The sequence below is a fragment of the Bacteroidia bacterium genome (assembly GCA_041391665.1).
GTDB lineage: Bacteria > Bacteroidota > Bacteroidia > J057 > J057 > JAGQVA01.
This window is the reverse complement of sequence record JAWKNO010000003.1, coordinates 1,885,620-1,910,376: the sequence shown is the minus strand read 5'-3', so window position 1 is coordinate 1,910,376 and position 24,757 is coordinate 1,885,620. Positions and strand designations below refer to the sequence as shown.

General features: G+C 46.0%; 20 protein-coding genes. 11 read left to right on the top strand and 9 right to left on the bottom strand.

The window, feature by feature from the left end; translation table 11 throughout:
* Nucleotides 1-75: 75 nt before the first annotated feature.
* Together R3D00_30525 and R3D00_30520 are read left to right on the top strand one after the other, a co-directional pair.
* Nucleotides 76-609, top strand: a complete 534-nt coding sequence (locus R3D00_30525; GenBank protein MEZ4777550.1) for a hypothetical protein — start codon at nt 76-78, stop codon at nt 607-609.
* 9 nt (nt 610-618) lie between these two features.
* Nucleotides 619-2,115, top strand: a complete 1,497-nt coding sequence (locus tag R3D00_30520; protein MEZ4777549.1) for a sodium:solute symporter — start codon at nt 619-621, stop codon at nt 2,113-2,115.
* 31 nt (nt 2,116-2,146) lie between these two features.
* On the opposite strand, the gene R3D00_30515 is transcribed toward R3D00_30520, so the two are convergent.
* Complete coding sequence (locus tag R3D00_30515; GenBank protein MEZ4777548.1) at nt 2,147-3,058, bottom strand: AraC family transcriptional regulator; 912 nt, start codon at nt 3,056-3,058, stop codon at nt 2,147-2,149.
* A gap of 183 nt (nt 3,059-3,241) precedes the next feature.
* Here R3D00_30515 and R3D00_30510 point away from each other — a divergent pair, with 183 nt between their 5' ends.
* The 3 genes from R3D00_30510 to R3D00_30500 all read left to right on the top strand — a co-directional run bounded on the left by R3D00_30510 (nt 3,242) and on the right by R3D00_30500 (nt 7,855).
* Nucleotides 3,242-4,492 carry a T9SS type A sorting domain-containing protein gene (locus R3D00_30510; GenBank protein ID MEZ4777547.1) on the top strand — a complete coding sequence of 417 codons (1,251 nt, stop codon included), beginning with the start codon at nt 3,242-3,244 and terminating at the stop codon, nt 4,490-4,492.
* Between the two features lie 10 nt (nt 4,493-4,502).
* A complete protein-coding gene (locus R3D00_30505) occupies nt 4,503-6,545 on the top strand; it encodes a TonB-dependent receptor (protein MEZ4777546.1) in 2,043 nt (680 codons plus the stop codon).
* 284 nt (nt 6,546-6,829) lie between these two features.
* A complete protein-coding gene (locus R3D00_30500; GenBank protein ID MEZ4777545.1) occupies nt 6,830-7,855 on the top strand; it encodes an HmuY family protein in 1,026 nt (341 codons plus the stop codon).
* Nucleotides 7,856-7,871: 16 nt separating this feature from the next.
* Here R3D00_30500 and R3D00_30495 read toward each other — a convergent pair whose 3' ends face one another.
* The gene (locus R3D00_30495; GenBank protein MEZ4777544.1) at nt 7,872-8,519 is read right to left on the bottom strand and encodes an NUDIX domain-containing protein; all 648 of its coding nucleotides are present in this window, start codon (nt 8,517-8,519) and stop codon (nt 7,872-7,874) included.
* A 75-nt stretch (nt 8,520-8,594) separates the two neighbouring features.
* On the opposite strand from R3D00_30495, the gene mltG reads away from it, so the two are divergent.
* From mltG to lpxK, 5 genes are all read left to right on the top strand, one after another.
* The gene (gene mltG, locus R3D00_30490) at nt 8,595-9,632 is read left to right on the top strand and encodes an endolytic transglycosylase MltG (protein ID MEZ4777543.1); all 1,038 of its coding nucleotides are present in this window, start codon (nt 8,595-8,597) and stop codon (nt 9,630-9,632) included.
* 38 nt (nt 9,633-9,670) lie between these two features.
* Nucleotides 9,671-10,402 (top strand): SDR family oxidoreductase, encoded by a 732-nt coding sequence (locus R3D00_30485; GenBank protein ID MEZ4777542.1) that lies wholly within the window; start codon nt 9,671-9,673, stop codon nt 10,400-10,402.
* 96 nt (nt 10,403-10,498) lie between these two features.
* Nucleotides 10,499-13,720 carry a DUF1553 domain-containing protein gene (locus R3D00_30480; protein MEZ4777541.1) on the top strand — a complete coding sequence of 1,074 codons (3,222 nt, stop codon included), beginning with the start codon at nt 10,499-10,501 and terminating at the stop codon, nt 13,718-13,720.
* 6 nt (nt 13,721-13,726) lie between these two features.
* Nucleotides 13,727-15,190: a DUF1501 domain-containing protein gene (locus tag R3D00_30475; protein MEZ4777540.1), complete on the top strand. Its 1,464-nt coding sequence runs from the start codon at nt 13,727-13,729 to the stop codon at nt 15,188-15,190.
* An 18-nt stretch (nt 15,191-15,208) separates the two neighbouring features.
* The gene (gene lpxK / locus R3D00_30470) at nt 15,209-16,216 is read left to right on the top strand and encodes a tetraacyldisaccharide 4'-kinase (GenBank protein MEZ4777539.1); all 1,008 of its coding nucleotides are present in this window, start codon (nt 15,209-15,211) and stop codon (nt 16,214-16,216) included.
* Between the two features lie 36 nt (nt 16,217-16,252).
* Here the strand turns inward: lpxK and R3D00_30465 are convergent, their stop codons facing one another.
* Nucleotides 16,253-16,612 carry an Hpt domain-containing protein gene (locus tag R3D00_30465; protein MEZ4777538.1) on the bottom strand — a complete coding sequence of 120 codons (360 nt, stop codon included), beginning with the start codon at nt 16,610-16,612 and terminating at the stop codon, nt 16,253-16,255.
* A 219-nt stretch (nt 16,613-16,831) separates the two neighbouring features.
* Here R3D00_30465 and R3D00_30460 point away from each other — a divergent pair, with 219 nt between their 5' ends.
* Nucleotides 16,832-18,019: a sigma-54 dependent transcriptional regulator gene (locus R3D00_30460; protein ID MEZ4777537.1), complete on the top strand. Its 1,188-nt coding sequence runs from the start codon at nt 16,832-16,834 to the stop codon at nt 18,017-18,019.
* Nucleotides 18,020-18,037: 18 nt separating this feature from the next.
* On the opposite strand, the gene R3D00_30455 is transcribed toward R3D00_30460, so the two are convergent.
* From R3D00_30455 to R3D00_30430, 6 genes are all read right to left on the bottom strand, one after another.
* Entirely contained in the window at nt 18,038-19,972 is a 1,935-nt protein-coding gene (locus R3D00_30455; GenBank protein MEZ4777536.1) for an AAA domain-containing protein, read from the bottom strand.
* A complete protein-coding gene (gene dnaJ, locus R3D00_30450) occupies nt 19,969-21,129 on the bottom strand; it encodes a molecular chaperone DnaJ (GenBank protein ID MEZ4777535.1) in 1,161 nt (386 codons plus the stop codon). The genes R3D00_30455 and dnaJ overlap by 4 nt, the downstream gene beginning before the upstream one ends.
* A gap of 6 nt (nt 21,130-21,135) precedes the next feature.
* Nucleotides 21,136-21,807, bottom strand: a complete 672-nt coding sequence (locus tag R3D00_30445) for a nucleotide exchange factor GrpE (protein MEZ4777534.1) — start codon at nt 21,805-21,807, stop codon at nt 21,136-21,138.
* A 141-nt stretch (nt 21,808-21,948) separates the two neighbouring features.
* Nucleotides 21,949-22,515, bottom strand: a complete 567-nt coding sequence (locus R3D00_30440) for a thioredoxin family protein (GenBank protein MEZ4777533.1) — start codon at nt 22,513-22,515, stop codon at nt 21,949-21,951.
* A gap of 88 nt (nt 22,516-22,603) precedes the next feature.
* The gene (gene murA, locus R3D00_30435) at nt 22,604-23,917 is read right to left on the bottom strand and encodes a UDP-N-acetylglucosamine 1-carboxyvinyltransferase (GenBank protein ID MEZ4777532.1); all 1,314 of its coding nucleotides are present in this window, start codon (nt 23,915-23,917) and stop codon (nt 22,604-22,606) included.
* A 26-nt stretch (nt 23,918-23,943) separates the two neighbouring features.
* The gene (locus R3D00_30430) at nt 23,944-24,621 is read right to left on the bottom strand and encodes a DUF4290 domain-containing protein (GenBank protein MEZ4777531.1); all 678 of its coding nucleotides are present in this window, start codon (nt 24,619-24,621) and stop codon (nt 23,944-23,946) included.
* Nucleotides 24,622-24,757: the final 136 nt, after the last annotated feature.

Genomic DNA, 24,757 nt, shown 5'->3' with positions numbered 1-24,757 from the left:
ACATTCGGCGATGATTTTCTTCCATATTTCCTTTGGAGGCCGAAATAAATTTTTACAAATTGAAAATAAAAATCAATGAACCCACTATCTATCGGTACCAGAGTCCGCCATCCGCAATATGGAGACGGGATTATCCTTGACAATACGAAGTCTTTCTACAATGTCGCTTTTCCCAACTTCGGTGAAAAAGCCATAGATAAAAATTTTGCCGACCTGCAAGTGATCGAGCTGGCTCCCATTCCGGAAGAACGATTGAGTCTGGGAGATGTTGAAAAAGTACTGGTGCAGATTCTACGCAAATGGCATGACACTGGAGAAACGGTTCATCTGGGCTCAAAATGGAAAGGAGGAACGATGATTCTCAAACCCGGTGATAATAGCATGAAACCGAAAGAAATTCCTATCGAAACTTTCTTCCATAAAATCGTTATGATCCGCGACCGTATGCGGGTATTAGAGCAAAACGTCAACAAAAGTCCGAACCTCAGCGACGAAGAAAAGGTGAATATTCAGCAATACATCACCCGTGTATATGGAAGCCTGACGTCATTTAACGTTTTATTTGCCCATAGAGACGATTATTTTGTCGGAGATAGTAAATCGGACTAAATTCACAAAATGAATCCAACACTTACGCTGGCTGTTATCGGGGCCTATTTTGGCTTATTGTTTCTGATTTCCTGGTTTACAGGAAAAAATGCAAGCGAAAAAACCTTCTTTACTGCCGACCGCAATTCGCCCTGGTATCTCGTTGCTTTTGGTATGATTGGGGCCTCTCTGTCGGGTGTGACTTTTATTTCTGTCCCGGGGGCTGTCGGCACGGGGCAATGGGCATATATGCAGATGGTGATTGGTTATCTGCTGGGGTATTTTGTCATCGCAACGGTACTTCTCCCGCTCTACTACCGGCTTAACCTCACTTCCATTTATGGGTATCTGGATGAGCGGTTTGGAATGAGTTCGTATAAATCGGGGGCCGTATTGTTTATCGTGTCGCGTATCGTAGGCTCCAGCCTCCGGCTTTATCTGGTAGTCATTGTATTGCAACTGGCGGTATTCGACTATTTTGGGATTCCATTTGGCATCACCACTTTTCTCTCCATTGCGCTGATCTATATTTATACTTTTCGGGGAGGCATAAAAACGATCGTCTGGACAGATACGCTTCAGACTTTTTTCCTGCTTGCTGGTGCCGGGCTGGCAGTGTATTTTATCGCAGACGATCTGAACCTGGGCTTCCTTTCACTTGTGGAAAAGGTTTCTGAGAATCCACATTCGAAGATATTTTTCTGGGAATGGGGCCCTGCCAATAATTTTTTTAAACAGTTTTTCAGCGGTGCATTTATCGCCATTGTAATGACGGGCCTGGACCAGGATATGATGCAAAAAAACCTGACTTGCCGATCTTTGCCCGATGCACAAAAAAATATGTTCTGGTTTTCTATTACGCTTGTACTCGCCAATCTGCTTTTTATGAGCCTTGGTGTACTGCTGTACATTTACGGAAATGAGACGGGAATTGTACACGAGGTATTTGATGGAAATTGTCTCATTCAGGTAAAAGATGCAGTTTCGGGGGAAATGATCTGCCGCAAAACGGATCAGTTATTTCCACTGCTTTCGCTCAACTATCTGGGGCCTGTGGCCGGAATTGTTTTTATCCTTGGGATTATTGCGGCGGCCTATTCGAGTGCCGACTCGACACTTACCGCGCTTACAACTTCTTTTTGTGTCGATATTCTCAACTTTGAAAAACGGGAAGACGGTGAATGGAAAAAACGTACCCGTCAGTATGTACACATCGGTTTTTCATTTGTAATGTTTCTCGCCATTCTGATATTTAAGGCGATGAGCGACGATGCGGTCATCAATGAGATATTTAAACTTGCTGGCTACACCTATGGCCCGCTGCTGGGGCTGTTTGCGTTTGGTCTGTTTACCGAATGGAAGGTTCGCGACCGTTGGGTGCCATTGATTTGTATTGCCGCTCCTGTGCTGAGCTATGCGATTCAGGCGATAAGCCCGTCACTGGGCTACAGTTTTGGTTTTGAGATTCTCCTGCTCAATGGGGCATTGACTTTCGCCGGACTGATGGCGTTGAGAGAGAATGTGTGAGGTGGAAAATAACACGTCGAACCACCTTATTTTACTTCCCGATAAACTGTAAATACTTCTTGGGCGTGATCCCAAACTTTTTCCTGAAGGCTGCAATAAAGTGGCTGGGGTTGGCAAAGCCGATGTTTGAACTTACCTCATTGACCCGAAAACCACCAGTGTCAAGCATTTTTTTTGATTGGTCCATGCGGTAATCGGTAAGAAATTTATACACCGTGTTTCCATAGATATTCTTAAATCCTACCTTCAACTGATACTCATTTAACCCCACCTCCCGGGCAAGTTCAGGTAACGCTGGCGGCTCGCTCATTCGCTCCAGCAGGATCTTCTTTGCCAGGCGAATTTTCTCCACATTTTGCTCATCCAGTAGAAACGGACAGTTGTCAGCAACTTTTTCGTCTTCCCTGCTAAAGTACATGCTCAATATCTCAAACACTTTTCCCCGGTAGTACAGATTTTTGGCTGCCTCTGAAATCTGGAAATGATAGAGCGGCTCAATGACCATGGAAAGTGCCGTGGAAATAGGGCGCGAACCGTAAAACTTTTTGGTGATATTTTCATTGTTGAGGAAAGACAATTCGTCCGAATCCCTCACAAACAGCTGATGTAGTTTTTTGACACTCACAAATAAAGCCAGAAGCCTTGTATTTGGTCCGATATTAAGATCATGTGGCAACGGGCTGGTGGGATTGTAAAACAGAAAGGCATTTTCCGCTTCAAGATTTCTTACGTAAGCACCATGGTGAAAGGAAAATTCGGCCCCGCCCGCTGTACAGAAATAAAACTGAATAAGATTGGGATCGAGCTCACCGCGAATCTTTACCATATCGCCAGATGTATTATTCACCTTTACGAGGGCAATGTCTTCATCCAATCTGATAAAATCTACTCGATTTTTTTCGTTATTTTTTTGATCTACAGGGACAAAAAATGATACATTCATGGTAGATACGCACTTTGTTGAATTTCCAAAAACGCCTCAAATATAGTGTATAACTTGCCCTTTGGCAATTTTGTTGCCTTTTTGAGCGCTTCTTCTTATTTGTTATTTTTTATTCCTTTTGGGGTATTTTGAATGAACGGCTACGGGTAGTTTTGCCGTACCAATCATTCAATAATTTAACAAATGAAACGCATTTATATTCTGTTTAACCTGATTCTCCTGTTTTTTATTCAGTTTGCCTTTGCTCAGGAAACGGTTTCTGTTAGTCCTGGCTATACTCAGGAAAGTTTTTACAGTCTGGCAAATGGGGTGGTGAAATCTTCGCCCGGCGATAACTGGGATCTCGCTTTTCAGATTAGCGGGTTTGCCGCAGCCATTCGTGTCAATACCGCCAAAGGCCTGAAATTGAAAAAAGTACCCAATGCAGATGCTACCGTATGGGCTACGCTTGATACTGCAGGCTATGCTTCATGGCCCTTTCAGTATGACTCAGATCAGTCCTGGGAAGCTGGTGCATTTAACCTCGGGGTAGAACCCGGCAATGACTTTGACCTGGGCTGGGGTGTTTACAATCCGATCAATCACCATGTCATTGGCGATTCGTTGTACCTTCTCGCCTTTGCCGATGGCTCAGTGAAGAAAATAAAGATTGATAATCTTATTTCGGGTATTTATACATTTACCCACGCCAACCTCGACGGCTCTGCCGAAACGACTTCCACACTCAAAAAATCGGACTTTACTGACCGGCTTTTTGGATATTATTCATTTGCCGGAGACAGTACCCTCGACCGCGAACCGGCTGCTACAGACTGGGATCTGCGTTTTGCCAAATACCTGGGGCTGCTTGCGCCTGGTGTTTATTATCCGGTTTCTGGTGTCCTCTCCAACAACGGAGTAGAAATCGCCGAACTTCATCAGGTGGATCTGAATACTGTCAGTATTGCTGATACAGCCGGTCTGACTTTCTCTGCCGCTATCTCAACCATTGGCTATGACTGGAAGTCGTATAATATGACTGCCAATGTATGGGTGATTGAGGATTCTCTTACCTATTTCGTAAAAGCGCTGGACGGGGAAATTTACGAACTGACTTTTACCGGGTTTGGCGGCGCTCAGACCGGTGATTTTACATTTACCAAAACCAACCTCACTACGGCACTTGACCCGCAGGAAGGGTTATTCTACTCAGTAGGGCTGTTTCCCAACCCGGCTTCTGACCAATTTACGCTGGTATTTGAGCCCAAAAACAATACCCGTATCGGTATTTCCCTGACTGATCTTTCCGGAAAAAATATTTATCAGACCCCATCTCAAAACTACTATGGCCTTCAGCAGATAACATTCAACACTCAGGGACTGCCTGCCGGTATTTATCTGGTCAGAATGGAATCCTCGGCCGGTTCAGTTGTCCGCAAGGTGGTTATCCGGTAAAGAAAATGCCATGTATCTGAAGTTTTTCATTTGCCTTATTTGCGTTTTTACAGTTGCGCTGCCCGGTGTGAATGGCCAGTCTGAAAAGGTTGATACCGCAAAGTATCTCCTCAACGATGTGGTCATCACCGGGCAACACGCGCCTTTGCGGGCCAGTCGTTCTACATTTCGTATTCAGGTGATCGACCGCAGGCGAATAGAGGCGCAGGCCGCCAATACCCTTGATGACCTCATGCGCTCGGAACTCAATACGTTGATGTCCAACGACCCGGTTATGGGTTCGGTCATGCAGCTTCAGGGTGTCTCGGGGGAAAATGTAAAAATTCTCATCGATGGGGTACCTGTTGTAGGAAGACTGGGGGGCGAACTCGACCTCAGCCAGCTTCCGCTCAATCAGGTGGAGCGAATAGAAGTGGTGGAAGGCCCTATGTCAGTCGAATATGGCACAAATGCCCTCGCAGGGGTGATCAACCTCATTACCCGGAAATCCAATGAAGCTGCCTGGTCAGCAAATCTTACCGCGTATGAAGCAACTGCCGGACCGGGAATTTCTCCATCCGAAGGTTTCCACAATTACAGCGGCGATGTATTTCTCAAAAAAGGCAGCCATCAGCTTTCATTAGGCGGCGGGAGAAATTTTTTCGGAGGTAGTGTAGCCGATGCAGGCGAAAGGCCTCCCTTGTGGAATCCCAAAAGGCAGTTGTTTGGTTCGGGAAGCTACGGATGGGAAAATAAAGATTTACGCATGCGGCTTACGGGAGACTACTTTGATGAACTGCTGATCCTCAAAGGTGCAGTTGCCGGAATCTACCGTCCCTACGCCCTGGATGAAAATTATCAGACCCTTCGTGCCAATATCAAAATTCACGGTGACTGGAAGATTTCGGAAAAAAGCAGCTTTTCCGCTTTGGCGGCATTTTCGGATTACAACCGTTTCAAAACGGTGATCCGAAAAGATCTGGTCAGCCTGGACACAACCGAACTCCCCGCACAGGCCGGACACGACGGCTTTCAGGCGATCATGAGCCGGGGCACATTTTCACATCGGTTTGCGGGTGCAAATTTGTCTCTGCAAACCGGTTATGATGTCAACGCCGAAACCGCTACTGGTGGGAAAATTTTGGCAGGAAGACGAAATATCGAGGATTACGCGATCTTTTCCAGTGCAGAATATCAGCCTGTTACCCGGCTCGTTTTGCGCCCAGGTGTGCGTTTTTCTCATAACTCGCTGTATCCCGCACCTGTGGCTCCTTCGCTCCATGTCAAATATTCTCTGAACCCTCAGTGGACATTGCGTACCTCTTATGCCAGGGGATTTCGCGCTCCCTCGCTGCGGGAGCTGTACTTCGAATTTATCGATGTAAACCACAACATCACCGGTAATCCCGGCCTGCAAGCGGAGTATTCACACAATTTTCAGCTGTCCGCCAATTGGCAGAAACTATCAGGTGAAACCCTGTGGAAAGCAGAAGTCGCTGCGTTTTATAATGCCATACGCGATAAAATCGAACTGGCATTTACCGGCGTAAGCGATATTTCCCTCACTTATTTTAATCTGGAAAAGCTCAATACTGCCGGCGGACAAGTATTATTGTCCTGGCAAAAAAGCGGGCTTAAACTTGAAGTCGGAACGGCACTGTTGGGGCGTCAGACATTTATTGCAAACTTTTCTCTTCAGCCACCGGTAAACGTTTCCTCCAATTCCACCTTCCGGTTCAGTTGGCAGATTCCTCGCTCGCAAATGACGATCGCAGGTTTCTACAAATACAATGGCCCTGTTCAGGGATTCCGAAATCAGGGAAATGAGGAAAGCCCGGAGCTTGTCACCACACGAATTTCAGGTTATCATATGGCAGATGTAACCGTGGAGAGAAGCTGGTGGAATCAGCGGATTTCGACCAGTGCAGGCGTCAAAAACCTGTTTAATGTGACGAATGTAAACGCCACTGGTTCGGGCGGTGCACATAGCGGAGGAAACGGCGCAGCGATAGCTTTGGGTCGCAGTTTTTTCATCAGACTCAATCTCAAACTGGAAAAAGATGAAACGGACTAACCACCACCACCCCACCGCGAAAATCAGCACAATCTGCGCCATCTGCGTTCCATCTATCCGCGAAAATCAGCACAATCTGCACCATCTGCGTTCCATCTATCCGCGAAAATCAGCACAATCTGCGCCATCTGCGTTCCATCCATCCGCGAAAATCAGCACAATCTGCGCCATCTGCGTTCCATCCATCCGCGAAAATCAGCAAAGCGAAGTTATACGCAGAGCCTCGCAAAGGCAGCAGGTATAGATAAAATGTTATGAAATAAGTTCCTCAATTTTCACACTTAATGAAAAACATACTGTTAATCATTTTCTTTGGTTTCTTTCTTTCCGGATGTTTTCGGGAGGATACGCCATTGGCTCCCTATATTCCTTCTGAAGAGTTGAAGACCGTCACAATTCCGATGTCAGCATACGACGAAAAACTAGGTGCTGTCACCTCCAAAAACCAGGTGTTTTTCCAACTCAGCACCGGGCTGGAGCACATTGTTGCCAGGGAATCCTGGGATCTCGGTTTTGAAGCATCTGCTGACGGCTGGCATATTATCCTCAACAGCGCCAACTATATGCAGGTCGCCGATGCCGGAGTTACCGATTTTGATCGCGTATGGACAGTGGCCGAAATGAAAAATTATACATTCGCCTTTGACAGCGCCGTCGGCGACCTGAACTTCACCGCCATCGGCGGCTGGCTGAATCCTGAGACCGGTGAAGGCAACGGACGTGTGTGGCTGCTCGATCGCGGATATGACGGAAGTCAGGACTTGCGGGGGTATAAAAAAATTGTATTTGACAGTCTGGAAAGCGATACCTACTATTTTCACTATGCAGACCTCGATGGCAGCAACCCGCAATCTGCATCTGTCGCCAAAAACAGCACCTCCAATTTTAGTTTTTTTTCCCTTGAGACAGACGGGCCGGTAATTGTCGAGCCACCCAAAGAAGACTGGGATCTGTGTTTCAGCTATTATTCCTATCGCTATTCCGACGGATTCCCTTACTGGCTGACCGGCGCGTTGAGCAACCGATATGCTGTAAAAACCGCTGAAGTGAGCGACAGCACAATGGTTTTTGAATCGCTGACCCTGGCAGACACCGCCCGCTTTGATTTCACCAGCCATATTGACGAAATAGGCTTTGACTGGAAGGAGTATCTGTTTGGCCCGCCGGCGCGGTACGTGGTCTATTCGGACCGGCTATTCCTCGTGCGGGACACGAAGGGATATTATTACAAGCTTAGGTTTACCGATTTTTATGACGACAAAGGCGAGCGGGGATTCCCGGTATTTGAGTATTCCGCATTAGTACCATAGAGGGAATGGTATTGTGTTACCCCACCGCCTCCAGATACAGATAAATATTAAGCAGCCCGTTGGTATTGGTGATGAGTTTGCGGGCTTCGGGGATGGTCGCGACGTGAGTGTAGATGCGCTCGTGTTCGTGGTCTAGCCCCATTTGCCGACCTTGAAAAGAATCAATTTCTTCCCGGCTCATCTCCAGTTCGCAGTAATAAAAATACAACGCCTCGTCGGAGGTGCCGCTGGAGACAAACAAGGGTTCCTCATTAAGTGATATGATCTGGCTTTTATCCACCTTCAAACCTGACTCCTCTTCGGTCTCTCTTACTGCCACGTCGTGCGGATCGTCGTCTATGTCAACCATCCCGGCTACATGCTCGAAGATAAATCCTCCGTTGCAGATTCTTCGCTGTTTCACCAGAAGCAGGAACTTCTCCCTTGTATCTTTGTCAATCAGGCAAATCAGTACAGACACGATTTCTCCCTTTATAAAACAAATCGGCGGAATCTTGTCTCCCTCCGGAGTCGTCGCGTCCAGCATGACAAGGGCAAATAGAGCCTCACCATTGTACCGATAGCGTGTATAAACCTCTTCTATATTGTGAATATCCAGTCCATTGGCTTCGAGGTGCGATTTCCAGAGCTTAAATTTGTGCGAACGAGTGAGTTCTTCCTTCATGCTGAGTATATTTGCAGTCAAAGTTACATACGCATTGGCGAAAAAAAACGTAATTTGATTAACAAATCTTCCGCAATGAAGAAAACACTCACAAGACCGATCGTTTTACTGGGAATTGTTCTCGCGATTATCCTCTTTGCTCTGCCCTATTACCGAAAGGTGTTTACACCTACGGTCAGAACGGAAGATGGTAAAGCGCATGAGTTTTATGTCTATAAAGGCTGGGACTATATCAAGGTTGGCGAACAACTTCTGGCACAAAAACTTATCACTGATCCTGAAGGCTTTCACTGGGTAGCCGAACAGATGAACTACCCCAATAATGTTCACTCCGGCAGATATATTGTCGAAAACGGAATGAGCAACCGGGAGCTGGTTACGCTTCTCCGCTCAGGCCAGCAGACGCCTATCAATTTTACCTTTGTGAAGTTTCGAACCAAAGAGCAACTCGCTGCTTATGTAGGGGAAAAGCTGATGATGAGCGATAAGGATCTCCTGGCGGTAATGGCTGACAAAGAGTTTCTCGCCAAACGAAATGGCCTTACTCCGGAAACTTCTATGGCGATTTTTATCCCCAATACATATGAAATGTACTGGGATATCGAGCCGGAAGAGTTTTATGATAAGATGTTTAAAGAATACAAACGTTTCTGGAATGATGACAGAAATGCCAAACGGGAGAAAATCGGTCTGAATCGCCTGGAGGTTATGACTATGGCTTCCATTATTGAAGAGGAAACCAATCAGAATGACGAAAAGGCCAGAATAGCCGGGGTTTACCTCAACCGTGTCCGCGACAAATGGCCGCTTCAGGCTGATCCGACTGTGAAGTACGCGGTAGGTGATTTTACCATCCGAAGAGTTCTCAACAAGCACCTTCAGGTCGACTCCCCCTACAATACTTATTTATACCCGGGACTTCCGCCTGCACCGATTTGTACGCCTTCCATTCCGTCAATAGATGCTGTGCTCAATAATGAAAGGCATAGTTATATGTTTTTCTGTGCAAAAATCGACGGTTCCGGGCATCATCATTTCTCGGTTACTCAGGCGGAGCATACCGCTTATGCCAACCAGTACCGGGCAATGCTGAATGAACAGGGTATCAAGTAGATTTTTTATTAACACGCGCATTCCCCAATCATACGATTATGTCTAAAACAATCCTCATCACCGGCGCCAGTACAGGAATCGGTGCAGCTACCGCTGAATTGCTTGCCCCCGGTAATACGATTTTTGTGCACTACAATAGCTCAAAAGGCCCTGCAGAAAAAGTCGCTGAAAATATCGCTGCCAAAGGTGGAACCGCTATTCTTATTCAGGCGAATCTCTCTACTGAGGCTGGCTGCCATCAACTGGTGGACGAACTGAAAAAACATACAGAAAAACTGGATGTTTTGTTTAACAACGCCGGCGGATTGATCGAAAGACAGAAAATAACAGAGCTGGAATGGGATACCATGGCTGAAATATTTGCCCTCAATACTCTGGCTCCCATGCTCATTACCCGCCTTTGTGTGCCTCTGCTGGAAAAAGGGACTGACCCCAATATCGTCAATATGACCTCAATTGCCATTCGACACGGTGCCCCTACGGCTACCGCTTATGGGGCTTCGAAAAGTGCGATTGATTCCTTTACCCGTGGCGCTGCCAAAGAACTTGCCCCTGCCATCAGGGTAAATGCGGTTGCTCCCGGTGTGATCGTTACGCCATTCCACGAAAAATACTCTACCCCCGAAAGAATGAAAACCTTTGCCGGAAATACCCCGCTTCAGCGCAACGGCGTAAGTGATCATATCGCAAAAGCCGTAGTCATGCTGGTGGAGAATGATTTTATTACCGGCGAAACCATTGACATCAATGGCGGACTGTTTATGAGATAGACAGGCATACAGTGCGGGACAGGGGTTGGGGAAAATAAATGTATTTTGTTTTCCTTATATTGAGTGCGCAACGATTTTCCCCATACCTTCTGCATCATGAGAAAAGAAGTGTCAATCATTTCCTGCCTGTGGCTGTTGTCAGGATTATTTCTGAATGCCTGTGGGCCCAGGATTTCTGACGACCCGGTGGTCCTGGCACGACTCCCGGAAAAAGTAGATTATAACTACCATATCCGGCCAATTCTTTCAGACCGGTGTTATAGCTGTCACGGGCCGGATGAAAAAAAGCGGGAAGCGGATCTTCGTCTGGATATCGAATCCGACGCCAAAAAAGCACTCTCCGAATCCGGAGGCCATGCGATTGTGCCCGGCAGTTTGCGCAGAAGTAAAGTCATTGACCGTATCCGCTCTGCTGACCCCGAATCAATGATGCCGCCGCCGGAATCAAACCTGATACTGGATGAATACGAAAAAGCCCTGATCGCCAAATGGATTAGCGAGGGCGCCGAATGGAAACCCCACTGGGCATTTATTTCTCCGCAAAAACCTCCCGTTCCAACAGTGAAGCAAACCGAATGGGTTCGTAATCCTGTCGACCATTTTGTACTAAAGAATCTGGAAAATGAAGGAATTTCCCCTTCCCCCGAAGCAGACAAAGAAAGGCTTCTTCGAAGAGTAACACTTGACCTTACAGGCCTTCCTCCCACCATAGACGAAATGGATGCTTTTTTAGCCGATGATTCTCCTGATGCCTATGAAAAAGTAGTGGATCGCCTGCTTACTACAGATGCCTACGCCGAAAGAATGACCCTCGAATGGCTGGATGTCGCCCGCTATGCCGATTCTCATGGGCTTCATGCCGACGGATACCGGCTGATGTGGCCCTGGCGCGATTGGGTGATAAAATCGTTTCGGGAAAATATGCCTTTCGATAAATTTGTCACCTGGCAGCTCGCAGGCGATCTTTTACCTGATGCGACGACTGACCAGCGGCTGGCAACAGCATTTCACCGAAACCACCCCATGACAGCCGAAGGTGGAGTGGTTGATGAAGAATGGCGACTCGAATATGTATTTGACCGCGCTACCACTACTTCCCGGGCTTTTCTGGGGCTTACCATTGAATGTGCCCGCTGCCATGACCACAAGTTTGACCCATTATCCCAAAAGGAATTTTATCAGATATCGGCGTTTTTCAATAATGTCAAAGAACTGGGAATGACCGGGGATGATGGCAATTATGGCCCAAGTCTTATGTTGCCCGATGAAAAAACAGCCTCCGGTCTGGAGACTTTGAAACAGCAAATCGCAGCAGCTGAAAAGAAACTGGTACTTACTGAGGAAAAAGTTCGGGAGATTGGGCACTACCTGCAAAAAATCGATCCGCCGAAAAAACCTGACCCGAACTTCCGTTTTCCGCTTGAAAAAATCACAAAAGGTAAAACTTCAATTGTCGACAATAATCCCCTTGCTTCTGTCTCCGGCGAACCCGAAATCGTTGAAGGGAAAATAGGCAAGGCTTTTCGTTTTGACAGCGAATATGATCTTGTTCATCTCGAAAAAGCAGGCACATTCGAAATGACAGAGGCTTATTCTGCCGGAGCCTGGATTTACCCGGAAGAAAAAGGGAAAAATATGACCATTATGGGAACCACCGGAAGTAAAAACAACTTCTGGCGTGGTTGGGAACTCACCCTGGATACGGAAGGACACCTCGAAACCCGATTGATCCATTCTTTACCCCACAATTATCTGCACGTAAAGTCAAACGAATTGATCCCGCCTGACACCTGGACACATGTGATGTTTACTTATGATGGAAGGGGAAATCAGGAGGGCCTTCATTTGTATATCAATGGCCGGCCGGCAAATCAGACGGCTGTGTTTGACCATTTGTATAAGTCGATAAAGCCCGTAAGGTCCAGCACACACGATTTTGAAGATCGCTCTATACAGGTTGGAAAATCACATCGGAGTTTTAGCGGAGACAATGGGATTTATATCGGAAAAATCGATGAGATACAAATTTTTCGGCAGAGTCTTACGCCTCCTGAAGTCGCTTTAATAGCGGGAAAAGAAACGGATTGGAGAATAGATAACCTGTCAGCAACCGATAAAAACAGTTGGCTGAAACACTATCTGGCCAGATCCGAAGTGGGCTGGCAGACACAGTTTGACTCCTTACTTCGCCTGAAAGAAAAACAGCTCGCACTGAGAAGCACTGTCGATGAAGTGATGGTGATGGAAGAAATGGCAAAACCCAGGGCCATGTTTGTCCTGGATCGTGGCGCATACGATGCTCCCAGGGAAGAAGTCTCTCCCGGCATTCCCCATGAGTTGGGTGATTTCCCCCAAAATTTACCTGCCAATCGTCTGGGGCTGGCAAAATGGTTATTGAATCCAGAACATCCAACGACGGCCCGGGTTACCGTTAATCGTTATTGGCAAATGTATTTTGGTCAGGGAATTGTGACCACACCGGAAGACTTTGGCAGTCAGGGGGCGCTTCCCACGCATCCGGCTTTGCTGGACTGGCTGGCGGTGACCTTTGTCGAGTCGGGCTGGGATGTGAAGGCCATGCAGAAACTGATCGTCATGTCGGCAACCTACCGGCAGTCGTCAAAGACACGCGAGGATCTTCAGGAGAGAGATCCCTACAACCTCTTGCTGGCAAGAGGGCCGAGACATCGTCTTTCTGCTGAGATGATTCGGGATCATGCCCTCGCTGCAAGCGGGCTCCTGGTGCAAAAACCCGGAGGGCCCAGCGTGAAACCGTATCAACCAGAAGGTCTTTGGATTGAGAAAAACAACTTCTCCTATATTCTGCTCAATTACAAACCAGACACTGGCGAAAGCCTCTACCGGCGCAGTATGTACACATTCATTCGCCGCACTTCTCCTCCGCCTGCCATGACGGCCTTTGATGCCTCTGACCGTAACAGTTGCGTAGTGCGAAGACAGAATACCAATACGCCCATGCAGGCCTTGATTTTAATGAATGACCCTCAGTTTGTGGAGGCAGCGAGATTTTTGGGCGAAAGGATGATCCGGGAAGGCGGTGAAACACTCAATGATCGTGTTGTATATGGATTTCGCCTGGCGACAGGAAGGAGACCAGCTCCCGGGGAGGTTGACGTGCTGGCCCGACTGTATGAAGAAGAATTGAAAAAATATAGCCGCGATACAGAATCCGCCAGGTTGTTGCTTCAAACGGGAGATAAGCTTCGCGATGAAACGCTTCCCTTATCCGAATCCGCCGCGATGGCGATTGTCGCAAGTATGATGATGAACCACGATGAGTTTTACACCAAAAGATAATGCGTTATGGCTAATTGCAAAAATATCAACCACGCTTATACACGTCGGGATTTCCTGACGAAAACTACGCTTGGACTGGGAGCCGTAGCGTTGGGATCATTGCTGGGACCGGGTATAATGCTGGGCAAAAATACACCGGGAACACAGTTTGACCCTACCCGTGGTGTTTTGGGTTCGCCGCATTTTGCTCCAAAAGTCAAAAGAGTAATTTACCTTTTCCAGAGTGGCGCACCCTCGCAGCTCGAATCGTTTGACTATAAACCTCTGCTGGTAGAGCGAAACGGGGAAGAACTTCCCGAATCAATCCGAAAAGGGCAACGCCTTACCGGTATGACTTCCGGGCAAAAATCCTTTCCGCTTGCCGGCCCTCAGTTTACCTTTGCGCGACATGGACAGAGTGGTGCATGGGTGAGTGAATTATTCCCGCATACTGCCGGAGTTGTGGATGAGCTGTGTTTTATCAAATCAATGTACACGGAGGCGATCAATCATGACCCGGCAGTGACATTTATCCAGACAGGTTCGCAGCAACCAGGCAGACCTTCTATTGGCGCATGGATTAGTTATGGGCTGGGAAATGATAATGAAAACCTTCCGGCATTTTGTGTCCTTATCACAAAAGATAAACGTGGGCAGCCATTGTATGCACGGTCGTGGGGGAGTGGGTTTCTGCCTTCCAGGCATCAGGGCGTACAGTTTCGCGCAGCAAAAGACGCCGTTTTGTATCTGAGCAATCCCGGAGGGATTGACGGCATGGACAGGCAACGCCAGATAGAATACCTCAAAGAACTTCAGGAGATCCAGTACGATGCCGTGGAAGATCCCGAAATACAGGCCAAAATCGCGCAATATGAAATGGCACACCGCATGCAGACCTCCGTACCGGAAGTAATGGATTTGTCAGGTGAACCCGATTATATTTACGATATGTATGGGGCGGATGCGCGTATTCCCGGGACTTATGCAGCAAACTGCCTGCTTGCACGAAGATTGATTGAGCGGGATGTGAAATTTGTACAATTATATCACGAGGGATGGGACCAGCATGGCAATTTGCCTAATGCGATCAAGGTTCAGGCGAAAGAGACGGATCAGGCATCGGCTGCTTTGGTCAGAGACCTGAAAATGAGAGGGTTGCTGGAAGATACATTGGTTATTTGGGGGGGAGAGTTTGGCCGCACCAACTATTCTCAGGGAAAACTTACCAAAACCAATTATGGCCGGGATCATCATCCTCGCTGTTTTACAATCTGGATGGCAGGTGCAGGGGTTAAAGCTGGACTTACCTTTGGCCAAACCGATGAGTTTGGTTATAATGTGGCGGAGAACCCTGTGCATATTCACGATTTTCAGGCGACATTGATGCATCTGTTGGGTGTCGATCATGAACGGCTTACCTTCAAACATCAGGGGCGCAGATTTCGTCTGACAGATGTACACGGAAAAGTGGTTAAAGACATATTATCCTAAAAATTAATAAAACGGTATTTGCGTAGGATTTTATTCCCTTTGATTCCTGTTTACAGGTTGATAATCTGGCTGAGAAATTATCTCTATGATAAAGGCTGGCTGAAAATTTACCGCCCGGATGTTCCTGTGGTTTCCATTGGCAATATATCTACAGGCGGTACGGGAAAAACGCCACTGGCAGAGTATATGATTGATTTTTATCTGAAGGAGGCTAACATAAAAAAGCTTGCTTATCTCAGCAGAGGGTATGGACGCAAGACAAAAGGTTTTTTTAAGGTGGATCCGGGGAAAGGGACAGCAAAGGACTTTGGCGATGAGGCTTTGCAGGTTGCAGGAAAATTTCCCGAAATATCTGTTGCAGTTTGCGAAGATCGTAAGACTGGTATCAGGCGTTTGATAGACGAGTATCATGCAGATTTTATCATTCTGGATGATGCATTTCAGCATAGAAAAGTAGACCGGGATAAAGATATTGTAGTAATTGATGCTACGAGAATGCCTGATCGGGATCTGGTCTTGCCAGCAGGGAACCTCAGGGAACCCATATCAGGTCTGAAGCGCGCAGATTATCTGGTAGTGAATAAGGTGGAAGAAGAAGCGCAGATTCCCGGTTTGAGAAAGCGTTTAGAGCGCTGGCATAAGCCTGTTATATTTTGCCGGCCGGTATTAAATAAGATTGTATTTCCGGTGAATAGTGATTTACCGGAAATTAGGCCAGGAATGAAGGTCATGTTGTTTTCGGGAATCGGAAACGCTGGTTCGTTTCAACAAACGATCAGAGATGCGGGGTATGAAATTGTGGTAAATAAAGAATTCCGGGATCACTACTTTTATCGCGAACGAGATATAAGGATGTTGATTGACATTTTTGGCACAAGTCAGGCGGACTGTATGCTTACGACGGAGAAAGATTATTGGCGGCTAAGGGGGAGTAGCGGGTATCAGAGGCTGGAACCACATTCTTTTGGATATGTGAGGATGAAACTGGAGTGGATAGAAGATGTTTTTTTGCCGCCGGCCTGTTAGGTTGGAAGATTGCGACCAGGCAGGATACGCACCACCCTAATGCAATTGCTGCAATTCGTTCTCGATGACCTGAAGCAGACTGTCGCAAGTCTCCCTGAACTCCTGAACCAGATTCTGTAACACATCCTGATTCGGCGCGTCAATAGCTGTGTTCTCAATCTCTCTGATCATTCCCGATAATACCGGGTTTCCTAAAATATTTATAGAGGATTTGTATTTGTGGGCCACCTCCCCCAATGCCCGGTAATCGTGGTTCTCCAGTAAAACTTCCATATCAGCTACTACACCAGGAGATTGATTTTGAATCATTTCCAAAATTTCGATTACAAACTCATTGTCGTCTCCAATTATACTCTTCAAATGAGTCAGGTTGATAGTAAGCGCTTCTGAATTCATTGTCTATATTAGATATTATTTTGAAGCTCAAATATTGCATTTGATCCATACCTTAAAAAGTTAATAGCGTGTAAATTTTTACATGCAATATATTGGCAATGCGTATGTTGTAGAAGGTGGTTTTGCCTGACGTGCTTTCTTGTAACATTTAAACACTATATGGTTTCCTTTTAAATAGGAAGTAGTCTAATTTGCTTTCCAAATAAAAAAATTCAAATAATGAAAAGAAATTTCATTAATAAAGTTTTTGTCATTGAGGATGACGAAATATTCGGAAAGGTTCTGCAACGTACCCTTGAACGGGATGACAGCTATGATGTCAGAATATTTAAGAGCGGTAAAGAGTTCTTTGATAATATTCACCTTCAACCCGACATTGTCAGTATTGACTACAATCTTCCGGATATGAATGGAATGGATATCCTGAAAAAAATCCGGCAATACAATGAAGACATATCGACGATTATTCTCTCCGGACAAGAGAAAGTGGACGTCGTTGTAGACGCATATAAAAATGGCGCGAATAATTATATCATTAAAAATGATAATGCGCTGGTCGAGCTTTCTAATGTGGTGAAAAATCTCAGCTCTCACGTGAACCTGAAGAAAGAAGTCGAGGTACTCCGTGAGGAAATCATCGATAGAAACCGCTATAACCAGGTTATCGGTGAAAGCCAGGGCATACTCAAAGTGCTTAAACTCATTCAAAAAGTCGAAAAAAGCAATATCCTCGTCCTCATTACCGGTGAAAGTGGAACAGGTAAAGAGGTAATTGCCAATACGATTCACTACAACTCTCCCCGCGCCCGTCGCCCATTTATTCCGGTAAACGTAGCCGCAATTCCCGCAGACCTCATCGAAAGTGAATTGTTTGGCCATGAAAAAGGTGCATTTACCGGCGCATCAGGAAGGAGAATCGGTAAATTCGAAGAAGCAAACGGGGGGACAATTTTTCTCGACGAAATCGGAGAAATGGAACTGGGCCTTCAAACCAAACTACTTCGCGTACTTCAGGAAAGTAAGATTACCCGCCTGGGAAGCAATAAAGAAATTCAACTGGACGTAAGAGTCCTCGCTGCGACCAATAAAAATCTTGGACAACGAGTAAAAGAAGGCCTGTTCCGGGAAGATCTTTACTACCGGCTTCAGGGATTTCTTATTCATCTGCCACCGCTTCGAGACCGGGGAAATGATGTGCTGATCCTCGCAAAATATTTCCTCAAACACTTTTGTGACCAGAACCGGATGCCTCTGAAGGCATTTTCAAAAGGTGCCCTGGAAGACATGCTCAATCATGGCTGGCCGGGAAATGTGCGTGAACTTAAAGCACTTGTAGAAAGAGCTGCACTGATCAGTGATAATAATGAGATTACAGAGGATGATCTGATATTTTCAGATGCTATCTGATGATTCGCTTTATAACGCCTATTCCAGATGCATCCATTCCCATGCACTGTGGTAGGCGCCTATTTCTTCTATATAATCCAAAAAGTCGTGGTAAAAAGGATCGTTGCCTAAAGTGGAGCTATCCCCTACCACAACAAGCTTTTTTCTGGCTCTTGTCAGTGCGACATTCATTCTCCGAATGTCCTTTAAAAAACCTATCTCGTTTTTTTCATTTGACCGCACCAGGCTGATATAAATAACATCCCGCTCCTGCCCCTGAAATCCATCAATTGTATTTACCGAAATATAAGGCTGGAAATTGGACAGCATAGGGCTATTCTGAATCTGGTTACTGATAATTCTGACCTGTTCCTTATATGGGGAAATAATGCCCAATGAAAAATTTTCGTTCAATACACCGGGCACCTGTTCTGTAATCTGATTGAAAAGTGTTGCCAGATGTTTCAACAAAAGATTAGCTTCTTCCGGGTTGCCTCTGCTCCTTGATTCCTGATTTAATATCTCATCAAAACCACAGCCTGCGGTGTCTACAAATTCTACGGGAGGAAATTCCGGGCCGAGCACATGGTCTTTTACCTGTATATCGGCGTGAAGATTATTGTCATAAAACTTTCTTCCGGAAAATCGCATGATCTGCTCGTTCATTCGATATTGCCGGTCGAGCATGACGTCCACATCCTTATGGGCGATAACAGACTCAAACAAAGTTTGACTCAGACCTCTACGGCCAGCCTCAATGGATTTTACGGTTGGAGGCAGCTGACAGTGATCTCCTGCCATGATTACCCGGTTTGCGCGAAGGATCGGAATCCACGCCGCGGGTTCCATTGCCTGTGCGGCTTCATCTATAAATACAGTATGAAAACGTTTTTCGCCTAAAATAGAATTTGCCGCGCCGGTAAGCGTGGTGGCAATAACCTGGCTGCGAGTGAGGATTTGAAAAACAATATAATCCTCCAATTGATGAGAAAGGTTCTTTAAATCCCGCGCTTCACGCATCAGTTCCTGACGCTGCTGCCTTTCCCTTGCGCCAAAATTTCTTTTAAACTTTAATGCAGCTGTTTTTATCGCTTCTGCATCTTTGCGGAGTTTGCGCAATGCCTGATAGTCTTCATGACTGGCCATTAATCCATCCACAGTGAGCTCCTGAAGTGCTTCTTCCACTCTCACCGGATTTCCAATTCTTACAACGCTGATTCCTTCCTGATGGCATTTCAGTGTGAGAAGATCTACTGCGGTATTACTTGGCGCGCATACCAGGACCTGATGTTCATGTAAAAGCACTTCCTTAATGGCCTGAACCAGCGTAGTTGTTTTTCCGGTACCAGGGGGGCCATGGATAATGGCAATGTCATGAGCTTCAAGCACACGTTGAACCGCACGATTCTGCGATTGATTCAGTGCGGGATTAGAATAAGTAACTTTCCAATTGTGAAATTCGGGAACGCTATCTCCTGAAAAAATTTCCCGAAGCTCCGCGAGCCGATGGTTTTTGCCAGGCTCTATCACCTTACGGAGCGCGCGCTCCATTTCCTGGTAGGTTTTGTCGTCAAATTCCGGATCTATGCCAAGCCTGGCGCTTGTGATCCATTCGGGTATCTGCTCAGAGTTTAAGGCAATTCTGATTACTCCTTTTCGTATAGAGGCGATCACGCCGGTGTTTCGCCCCATTTCCTGATCGGAAACATTTCCAAAAATACTTACGGGATCGCCAGCCTGGAAATTGGCTGTTTTGGTTTTTCCGGCGACACTTTCTTCCAGTTCGACGACGATTTTATCCCCAAATCCAACAAAAAGCCGTTTCATCACTAAGGGATACCAGGAGATACCCCGTTTTACCCGTTCGGTCAGCGACCGTTCCAGCACCATTTCACGGTACAGGCGTATGTCCTCCTCCTTCTCAATTTTCAGAAGATCCTGGAGGTGGCCGAGCTTTTCAAGGCTTGGCGTCATGCGCTGAAGAACTCTCTGATTTTGGAGAATAGTCCTTTTTGTTCCTTCGTAGGATTGGGTTTGAAGTTTTCAGAATCCATGAACCTGGTAAGGATTTTTCTTTCTTCAGGAGAAAGATTTTCCGGTGTCCAGACATTAATATGGACGAGGAGATCTCCGGCACCATAACCGTTGATATTGGTAATGCCTTTTCCCCTTAAGCGAACGACTTTGCCCGCTTGTGTTCCTGGATTGACTTTTATCCTGACAGCTCCGTTGAGTGTAGGTACTTCTACCTGTGTGCCAAGGGCAGCTTCCGGAAAGCTGATAAACAATTCGTGAATAAGGTTATCCCCGTCTCTTTCAAAGAGGTCTGAACGAGTTTCTTCGATCTGAATAATCAGATCGCCCGGGGCACCTCCACGAAGACCGGCATTCCCTTTTCCCCTTACACTCAGGGACATTCCCTCTTGTACGCCAGGTGGAATTTTCACAGTTACTGTATCTTCTTCCGGCACCCTTCCTTTTCCTTCACAGGTACGGCATCCTTTGGATACGATTCTTCCTTCACCCTGACAAGTCGGACAGGTCGAAATTACAATTTGCTGGAAAAACCCGCCGCCGGCCTGTTGCCTGATTTCCCCTGCACCATTGCAGGTCGGACATGAAGTAAAAGCTGTCCCGTTATCAGCACCAGTGCCCGAACAATCTTTACATTCCAGTTGGCGGTTGAGTTTGATAGTTTTTTCTACCCCTGTCGCAATTTGCTCGAGCGTTAAGGCAAGTTTGATGCGAATATCTCCCCCACGTTGCCCTCTGCGCCCTCTTCTTCTCCCACCAGATGAGCCTCCGCCAAAAATATCCCCAAACGGACTATTGTCGCCAAAGATATCTCCAAACTGCGTGAAAATGTCCTCAAATCCTCTGCCCTGGAAACCTCCACCGGCAGCACCACCGACACCCGCATGACCAAAACGATCATACGCAGCACGTTTTTGATCATCGCTCAGAACCTCGTAAGCTTCTGCAGCTTCTTTAAACTTGTCTTCTGCGTTTTTATCGCCGGGGTTTTTGTCCGGGTGAAATTGCAGGGCTTTTTTACGGTAAGCTTTTTTAAGCTCGTCTTTAGAAGCGCTTTTGCTTACCTCTAAAACCTCATAATAGTCTCTCTTTGCCATAAGCTGTTATTCCCCCACGATTACTTTGGAGAACCGGATAACCTTGTCGCGATACCTATAACCTTTTTCCACTTCATCGATGATCAGTCCTTTCCTGGATTCATCTTCGACCTCAAAGCTGGAAATAGCCTCATGTATTTCTGAGTCGAATGGTTTTCCTACACATTCGATCGGTTCAAGACCAATTTTGCTGAGTTGCAGACGCATACTGTTGTCAACGAGGCCAATACCCTCCTTAATCGCTGTCAGGTTGTCAGTTTTTTCAATGGCGTCAAGGGTACGGGAGAAATTATCCAGTACCGGAAGCAGGTTCAAAAGCAGTTCCTGATTGGCAAAACGAACGGTATCTGTCTGCTCTTTGGCTTTTCTTTTCCGAAAATTGTCAAAGTCAGCTTGTAGCCGCAGTACTTTATCTTTCTGATCTTCTGCCTCTTTATGAGCAGACCGCAACTTCATCTGAAGTTCAGCAATTACCTTAATAGCATCATCTATCGTTGCAAAGCTTTCGTCAAGTTGCTGATTATCAGATTCATGGCTATCTAAATCTTCGTTGTCTTCCGGTGTGGGGATAGATTCGTCTGTCATGATTTCATTTTCTATGACGGGGTTTTCAGTCGTTTGAGTTTCCGTTTGGGACTGATTGTTCTCTACTTCATGATCTTTCATCTCTTCCTTCATAGTTTTTTACGTGATAGTTTCCTGTCGTAGAAGCCGCAAAATTAAGCATTCATCGGGTAGTATTAAAACACAATTTATGCCAATGACAACCTGGCAATTGTCATTGGCATAACTGGCAGTTTCCCGTATTGCTTCAGGTTGTTACCGTGGGCTTTTAAAATTTTTCTGATAAGTATCCCAAGAGGTAGTTTTATAGGCATCTTCTCCCAGAAAATTCAGGATAGTCAGCATTTCCTTTGCGTCGTGATATCCGGGCACATTGGTAATAATATTCAGCTGATGATCGAAAAATACTGTGGAAGGGTATGACATACGCCCATTCAGCATATTAGCTGCAAGCTCGTGGTAGCCTCTGCGTCCGTTGTTGATATATTTATAGGTAACACCTCCTACTGTGATATCTTCTTTTTGTTCGGCATTAAACTTTACCGCATGATAGTTTCGGTTTACATAGGCAATCACTTCGGCCTGTGAGTAAGTATCTTTATCCAGCTTTTTGCACCAGCCACACCAGTCTGTATAAACGTCCACGACAATTTTTTTCTTGTCTTTTGCGGCAGCAGCGACGGCTTCTTCAATGGATAACCATTTAATTTGTTCGGCCTGCGGCTGAACAACCTCGTCGGATTTTCCGGAAAATCCTGTCAGAACAACACCTGTTCCCAACATTGCTGCTAAAAACAGATATATCGACATTTTCTTGATCATGTTTCTCGTTTTTAAACAGTTATGATAAATGTAACCAAATATACACCTGAAAAAACGACAAAATTGTCGGCCGGGTTACGGCATGAGACTATTCCCGCTTTCTGGTGATTTTTGCGCCGATCGCTGTAAGACGCTGCTCGATGTTCTGATATCCTCTGTCAATCTGCTCAATATTGTAGATGCGGGAAGTTCCGCCTGCTGATAAAGCGGCAATAAGCAATGCCACGCCCGCACGTATATCAGGGCTGGTCATGGATATCGCTTTGAGCTTTTGTTTTCTTTCTAGTCCGATGACTGTGGCGCGGTGCGGATCACAGAGTATGATTTGGGCACCCATATCAATCAATTTGTCTACAAAAAACAAACGACTTTCAAACATCTTCTGATGAATAAGTACAGAGCCTTTGCATTGGGTTGCCAGTACCAGTATGATACTTAGCAAATCAGGGGTAAATCCTGGCCATGGATGATCCGATACGGTAAGGATACTTCCGTCGATAAAAGTATCAATTTCACATACATCCTGCTGATGTACAATAATGTCGTCTCCGGAAATCTCCAGATTGACTCCCATGCGCCGAAAAGTTTCGGGAATAATTCCAAGATGTGCTACACCTGCATCTTTTATCGTGAGTTTGCTCTGAGTCATGGCTGCCATGCCGATAAAACTTCCGACCTCGATCATATCAGCCAGCATGCGATGCTCCGTACCCTGTAAAGATTCTACTCCCTGAATGGTCAGAAGATTGCTGCCAATACCCGAAATCTTTGCACCCATGCGGTTGAGCATATTGCATAGTTGCTGGAGATAAGGCTCGCAGGCTGCATGGTAGATTTGGGTGATTCCCTCAGCGAGTACAGCTGCCATTACAATATTGGCTGTTCCTGTTACCGATGCTTCATCGAGCAGCATATATTTACCGCGCAGACGCCCGGGTGCAGTAACTTCGAATATCTCTTCGGCGTCGTTGTAGTTAAATTCGGCACTTAGTTGCTGAAATCCCCAGAAATGGGTGTCCAATCTTCTTCGTCCGATTTTGTCTCCTCCGGGTTTTGAGATGTAAGCTTTGCCAAAACGGGCAAGCAAAGGCCCGACCAGCATGATCGACCCACGCAGTGCACGGGCTTTTTTCAGGTAAGCATTGGATTTGAGGAAATCAAGATCCACCTTATCTGCGGTAAAACGACAGGTATCGGGAGCCAGTCGCTCTACGGTTACACCCATAGATCCAATAATATCAATCAGGCGATTGACATCCACGATATCGGGAATATTGGTTATGGTTACGGGTTCTGGGGTAAGCAGGACTGCACAAAGAATCTGGAGAGCTTCATTTTTGGCGCCCTGTGGTGTGATTTCGCCATGCAGGCGATGACCACCTTGTACTTCGAAAAATTCCATGAATACTGATGCTAAAAGGCTGACGCCTAATTTTTTCTGCGTCGCTTATTATTGTTGTTATTGCTGTTCTTACGTTTGTGCGTATTGTTGTAATTGTTTTTGTTGCCGCGATTATGCGGTTTGTGGGTGGTGGGTTGGTTGTACAACGGTGGATTCAGGGCTACTCTCGACAAAGTGAGATCCTCTGCCTGAACTCTGATTCTCCCGCCAGAAATATCGTTGATATGCTCAGCAATAACTTCTTCCTGGGCAGAATCCCGATCCATGGTTTTCAGAAACAACCGCATCGTATTGGCGATCTGGTTGATATAATCTACTTTGTAAGGCCCTTCTTCCATATCGATTGCCTTTCCAATCATCAGATGGACATGGTTGCCATACTGGCGATATTTAGGTTTTCCTTTTTGATAAGGTACTTTTTTTCCTCCTTTGAGAATAATTGCGAGATTCTCAGGTTTGGGATAAGGGGCTTCTACATCCAGTTGATTCTCACTAATCAGAAAAACAGCATCCCAGAGTTTTTGTTTATAGTCCGGATTATCCTTGAGGTTAGGATTTAAATTGGTCATAATCCTCACGATCTCGTTGGCAACCCGTGTCCTGACATCTCTGTCAGTAATAGTCTGGGCATAATCTACCATTGCCTGGACATTTCTGCCAAACTCACGTAGTTTGAGAGGTTCTTCAGATATTTTATATTTCATAAAAAGATATGTGAATGCTTATTACATCCCTGGTAACAGGATATTATTTCGTCTCAGAACCGGTAAGGATGAATGTAATAGGAGTGGCTTTCCCATGCAAAGTAGCTAAAAATTATTTAAAGCTGCAATACTATTC

Coding starts and splice junctions, on each gene's coding strand:
- R3D00_30510 (MEZ4777547.1), top strand. CDS start 3,242: ATGAAACGCATTTATATTCTGTTTAACCTGATTCTCCTGTTTTTTATT.
- R3D00_30520 (MEZ4777549.1), top strand. CDS start 619: ATGAATCCAACACTTACGCTGGCTGTTATCGGGGCCTATTTTGGCTTA.
- R3D00_30500 (MEZ4777545.1), top strand. CDS start 6,830: ATGAAAAACATACTGTTAATCATTTTCTTTGGTTTCTTTCTTTCCGGA.
- R3D00_30445 (MEZ4777534.1), bottom strand. CDS start 21,807: ATGAAGGAAGAGATGAAAGATCATGAAGTAGAGAACAATCAGTCCCAA.
- mltG (MEZ4777543.1), top strand. CDS start 8,595: ATGAAGAAAACACTCACAAGACCGATCGTTTTACTGGGAATTGTTCTC.
- R3D00_30495 (MEZ4777544.1), bottom strand. CDS start 8,519: ATGAAGGAAGAACTCACTCGTTCGCACAAATTTAAGCTCTGGAAATCG.
- dnaJ (MEZ4777535.1), bottom strand. CDS start 21,129: ATGGCAAAGAGAGACTATTATGAGGTTTTAGAGGTAAGCAAAAGCGCT.
- R3D00_30430 (MEZ4777531.1), bottom strand. CDS start 24,621: ATGAAATATAAAATATCTGAAGAACCTCTCAAACTACGTGAGTTTGGC.
- R3D00_30515 (MEZ4777548.1), bottom strand. CDS start 3,058: ATGAATGTATCATTTTTTGTCCCTGTAGATCAAAAAAATAACGAAAAA.
- R3D00_30485 (MEZ4777542.1), top strand. CDS start 9,671: ATGTCTAAAACAATCCTCATCACCGGCGCCAGTACAGGAATCGGTGCA.
- R3D00_30505 (MEZ4777546.1), top strand. CDS start 4,503: ATGTATCTGAAGTTTTTCATTTGCCTTATTTGCGTTTTTACAGTTGCG.
- R3D00_30465 (MEZ4777538.1), bottom strand. CDS start 16,612: ATGAATTCAGAAGCGCTTACTATCAACCTGACTCATTTGAAGAGTATA.
- R3D00_30475 (MEZ4777540.1), top strand. CDS start 13,727: ATGGCTAATTGCAAAAATATCAACCACGCTTATACACGTCGGGATTTC.
- murA (MEZ4777532.1), bottom strand. CDS start 23,917: ATGGAATTTTTCGAAGTACAAGGTGGTCATCGCCTGCATGGCGAAATC.
- R3D00_30440 (MEZ4777533.1), bottom strand. CDS start 22,515: ATGATCAAGAAAATGTCGATATATCTGTTTTTAGCAGCAATGTTGGGA.
- R3D00_30460 (MEZ4777537.1), top strand. CDS start 16,832: ATGAAAAGAAATTTCATTAATAAAGTTTTTGTCATTGAGGATGACGAA.
- R3D00_30480 (MEZ4777541.1), top strand. CDS start 10,499: ATGAGAAAAGAAGTGTCAATCATTTCCTGCCTGTGGCTGTTGTCAGGA.
- R3D00_30525 (MEZ4777550.1), top strand. CDS start 76: ATGAACCCACTATCTATCGGTACCAGAGTCCGCCATCCGCAATATGGA.
- R3D00_30455 (MEZ4777536.1), bottom strand. CDS start 19,972: ATGACGCCAAGCCTTGAAAAGCTCGGCCACCTCCAGGATCTTCTGAAA.